Genomic DNA, 3,992 nt, shown 5'->3' on the forward strand with positions numbered 1-3,992 from the left:
TGCGGCCCGCCGCGAAAACAGGTTAAGGCCACCGCGCAGCGATCCCCACCAAAGCGCTGGGCAACCGCCATTCAAGCCAGCGTACGAGCGGCCAGCTCGCAAATAGCCTCCACAATAGGCGCCACGAGCGCGGCCCTCTCTCTCGGCCAGACGGCATAGAGATTATAGTGAGTGGGCAACTCGACCTCATTAAGCACCACAATGCGCCCATCGCGGCGCGCATCAGCCGCAAGCAACCCTCGCGCAAGTCCCGCGCCCAACCCCGACCCAATTGCGGCCACCAGCCCGGCCGCATTATCCAGCACTGCAACAGTATCGGGCTCCACGCCCGCCAAACCGGCTTCCTCCAACCAGGGAATCCACGAACGCTTGGTGTACCCGAGCAATGGCAGCCCCAACACCTGCTCAGGCGCGAGCGGCAGCGCCATCCCATGACGCTCGATCAACGCAGGCGCAGCCATAGCCGCCAACCGGTCGTGGCACACAAGCGCGCTATCCACGCCTTCCCATTCCCCATACCCATAGCGCAGCGCAAGATCCACATGCTCGAACGCAAATCGGTCATAACGCGGCGCAGAGAGCACAGTGAGCGACACGCCCTCGAGCGCGCCCACAAGCGCAGGCAAACGCGACGGAAACCATCCCTGCATGAGTTCGGGATCGACATCGAGCGTAATCGAAGGCCCGGCGGGCCGCCCCTTGACCGTCGAGATCGCACGGTCGATCTGCTCGAGCCCGTCCGAGAGCTGATTCGCGAACAGCGTGCCCGCGTCGGTCAGCGTCACGCGGCCGCCCACGCGCGAGAACAGCGGCTGGCCAATGAAGTCTTCGAGCGAGCGGATCTGCTGGCTGATCGCGCTGTGCGTGAGGGCGAGCTGGCGCGCGGCGCTCGAAAAGCTGCCGACCCGCGCCGCCTGCAAAAAGGCCTGCATCGACTGGATCGAGGGGTAGCGCTTGAGCATGTGTTAGTCCGGCTTACAGGGGTTCGACGAAATGATCGCTGGCATGGCGCACCGCGCCTTCCAATAATGCAGACGTGCCGAGGACGCGGTTTTGCGTGTCCAAAGCGGACACAATACGGGAGACAGCGCGTGATTGCGATTGTGGTGAACGATACCCGGCATACGATCGACGATGTGCCGGACGACATGCCCTTGCTCTGGGTCCTGCGCGACCGCCTCAAGCTCACCGGCACGAAGTTCGGTTGCGGCAAGGGTCTGTGTGGCGCGTGCACCGTGCATCTGGAGGGCGAGGCGGTGCGTTCGTGCGTGCTGCCCGCGGTTGCGGTGGACGGGCGGCGCATCACGACCATCGAAGGCCTGTCGCGCGACGGGCGTCATCCGCTCCAGCTTGCGTGGATTGCCGAGGACGTACCGCAATGCGGCTACTGCCAGTCCGGCCAGCTGATGCAGGCGGCGGCGCTGCTCGCGCACAATGGCACCCCCGACGACGCCACGATCGTCTCGACGATGTCGGGCAATGTGTGCCGCTGCGGCACGTATGGCCGCATTCATCGCGCGATCAAACGCGCCGCAGCGGGCGATCCCGCGCTGAACGCGGTCTCCACCACCACGCCGGATCACGCCGGCAAGGAGGCCTGAATGCGCCACGATCGTTCGGCCAATGCTCACGATCCCCACGGCGCGGCGCGCCGCCGTTTTCTGAAGCAGGGCTCCGCGCTGCTGGCTTCCGGTCTCGCGGTCGGTTTCATGCTGCCCGATGCCCATGCCACGGCCGCGAGTTCGCCGGGTTCTTCGGCCAGCGGCGATCCGCATCCGCAGCCCGGCGAGTTCGAGCCCAACGCGTGGGTACGCGTGCTGCCCGACGACACGGTCAAGCTCGTCGTGCACAAGCACGATTCCGGCACGGGCACGCACACGGCGCTCGCGGCCGTGGTGGCCGAGGAGCTCGACGTCGATCCGTTTCGCGTGGAGGTCATCACGCCCGAGGACCCGTTTTTCCCGCAATACATTCATCCGCTCTGGAAGGTGTTTTCAACGGGCGGCAGCACGAGCGTCGCGCTCGAATACGAGCGCTTGCGCCGCGCGGGTGCGACTGCGCGCGTGATGCTGATCGAGGCCGCCGCCCAGCAGTGGGGCGTGCCGGCCTCGGCCTGCGCGACCGATAACGGCTACGTAACCCATGCGGCGAGCGCGCGGCGCGAGAGCTACGGTTCGCTCGCCACGCGCGCCGCGAAGCTGCCCGCTCCCAAGGACGTCGCGCTCAAGCCGCCCGGCCAGTTCAAATATGTGGGCAAGCTGCGCAAGAAGCGCGACGCCGCGCAGAAGACCAACGGCAGCTTTGCGTACAGCATCGATGTCTCGCTGCCCGGCATGCGCGTGGCCGTGGTCACACGCGCGCCCATGATCGATGGCCGCGTACGTAGTGTCGATGCGAAGGCGGCGCTCGCGATCCCCGGCGTGCGCGAGGTGCTGCAGATTCCCGCACGCCCTGACGTGCTCGGCGGCAATCAGGCGGGCGTGGCCGTGCTCGCGGACGATTACTGGAGCGCCCATCGCGGCCAGGCCGCGCTACATATCGAATGGGAGGACAGCCCCTTCGAGTCGTTCGACAGCAGCACGCTCGCGGCGCGGCAGGCCGCATGGCTCGACGATCCCGCTGCACGCGTGGTGCCGACCATCCAGGACGGCGACGCCAGCGTGGTCCATGCACCCGGCTCAAAGACGATCGAGGGTTCGTACTCGATGCCTTACAAGGCCGCCAACCCGATGGAGCCGATCAACGTGACGGCCTGGGCCAGAAATGGCGGCATCGAATACTGGGGCGGATTGCAAGTGCCCTCTACCGCGCTGGAGGCGGCGGAAGTCATCGGTAGTATTCCTGAGCATCGTGTGACGCTGCACGAGCTCGTTTCGGGCGGCAGCTTCGGCGCGCGCGAGTCGAAGTACTGGCTCTTCGAAGTCACATGGCTCACGCTCAAGACCGGCAAGCCCGTCAAGCTGATGAACAGCCGCGAGGACGAGATGCGCGCGCTGTTCTATCACGCGGCGAGCCATCATCGCGCGCGGGCCGTGATCGATGCGCAGGGCCAGCTGGCCTCGCTGGAGCTGCGCGCGGTCGCGCCGGCTTCGCCCGAGCAGTGGGAGCCCGGCTACCTCGAACGCGCGGACCGCATGGACTACAGCACGACCGAAGCCATCACGAAGTGGGAGTTCGCGTATAGCGCGCCGCATCGCGACATCGGCTGGGTGCGCCACGAAACCGGCGTGCCGACGGGCTGGTATCGCGCCGTGAGCTACATCCCGAACGTGTTCGCCGTGGAGTCGATCATGGACGAGGCCGCGCACGCCGCGGGCCGCGATCCGCTGGAGTTCCGCATCGCGCATATGCGCGAGCGGCCGCGCCACGTCGCGGTGCTGCAGGAAGCGGCGCAGCGGGGCGGCTGGGGGCAGGCGTTGCCGGCGGGCACGGCGCTCGGCATCTCGACCAACCAGGCCTATGACAGCTATATCGCCGTGATCGCGCGCGTGGCCCGCAAGGGCGACACAGTCGTGGTCGAGAAGCTCACCTGCGTGGCCGATTGCGGTCTCGCGGTCTCGCCTGCGGGCGTCCAGGAGCAGCTCTATGGCGGCCTGATGTGGGGCCTCGGCCATGCCACGCGCGATCGCATCGAGATCCGCAACGGCCGCGTGCAGCAGAGCAACTTCGACACGTACCCGGTGATCCGGATGAGCGATATGCCGGACATCGACATTCAAATCGTACAGGGCGATGTGAGCAAGCCAGGTGGCGTCGGGGAACTGGCGAGCCCGTCGGTGGCGCCGGCAATCGCCAATGCGGTGTTCCGCTTGACGGGCACGCGTCTGCGCGAGACGCCATTCGATCTGCAAATGCACGCCTAACAGGCTGTTGAAATTGGATACGGTGTAAACGGGCGCTGCGGGCTGTGCGTTAGACATATCGTGTTCATGATCTTGGGCAGACGAGAGCGATGCGCGGAATGGATGAGATGCAAGAACCTCTGTTCACGA

The 3,992-nt window shown here is 66.3% G+C and carries 3 protein-coding genes; 2 read left to right on the forward strand and 1 reads right to left on the reverse strand.

What is annotated here, in order from left to right; genetic code table 11:
* Positions 1-71: 71 nt before the first annotated feature.
* Entirely contained in the window at positions 72-962 is an 891-nt protein-coding gene (locus BO1_RS48250) for a LysR substrate-binding domain-containing protein (RefSeq protein ID WP_028223701.1), read from the reverse strand.
* A 129-nt stretch (positions 963-1,091) separates the two neighbouring features.
* On the opposite strand from BO1_RS48250, the gene BO1_RS48255 reads away from it, so the two are divergent.
* Together BO1_RS48255 and BO1_RS48260 are read left to right on the forward strand one after the other, a co-directional pair.
* Positions 1,092-1,601, forward strand: coding sequence for a (2Fe-2S)-binding protein (locus BO1_RS48255; RefSeq protein ID WP_028223702.1), 510 nt, complete (start codon positions 1,092-1,094; stop codon positions 1,599-1,601).
* Positions 1,602-3,863, forward strand: coding sequence for a xanthine dehydrogenase family protein molybdopterin-binding subunit (locus BO1_RS48260; RefSeq protein ID WP_028223703.1), 2,262 nt, complete (start codon positions 1,602-1,604; stop codon positions 3,861-3,863).
* Positions 3,864-3,992: the final 129 nt, after the last annotated feature.

Source organism: Paraburkholderia oxyphila NBRC 105797 (assembly GCF_000685075.1).
GTDB classification, from domain to species: Bacteria; Pseudomonadota; Gammaproteobacteria; order Burkholderiales; family Burkholderiaceae; genus Paraburkholderia; species Paraburkholderia oxyphila.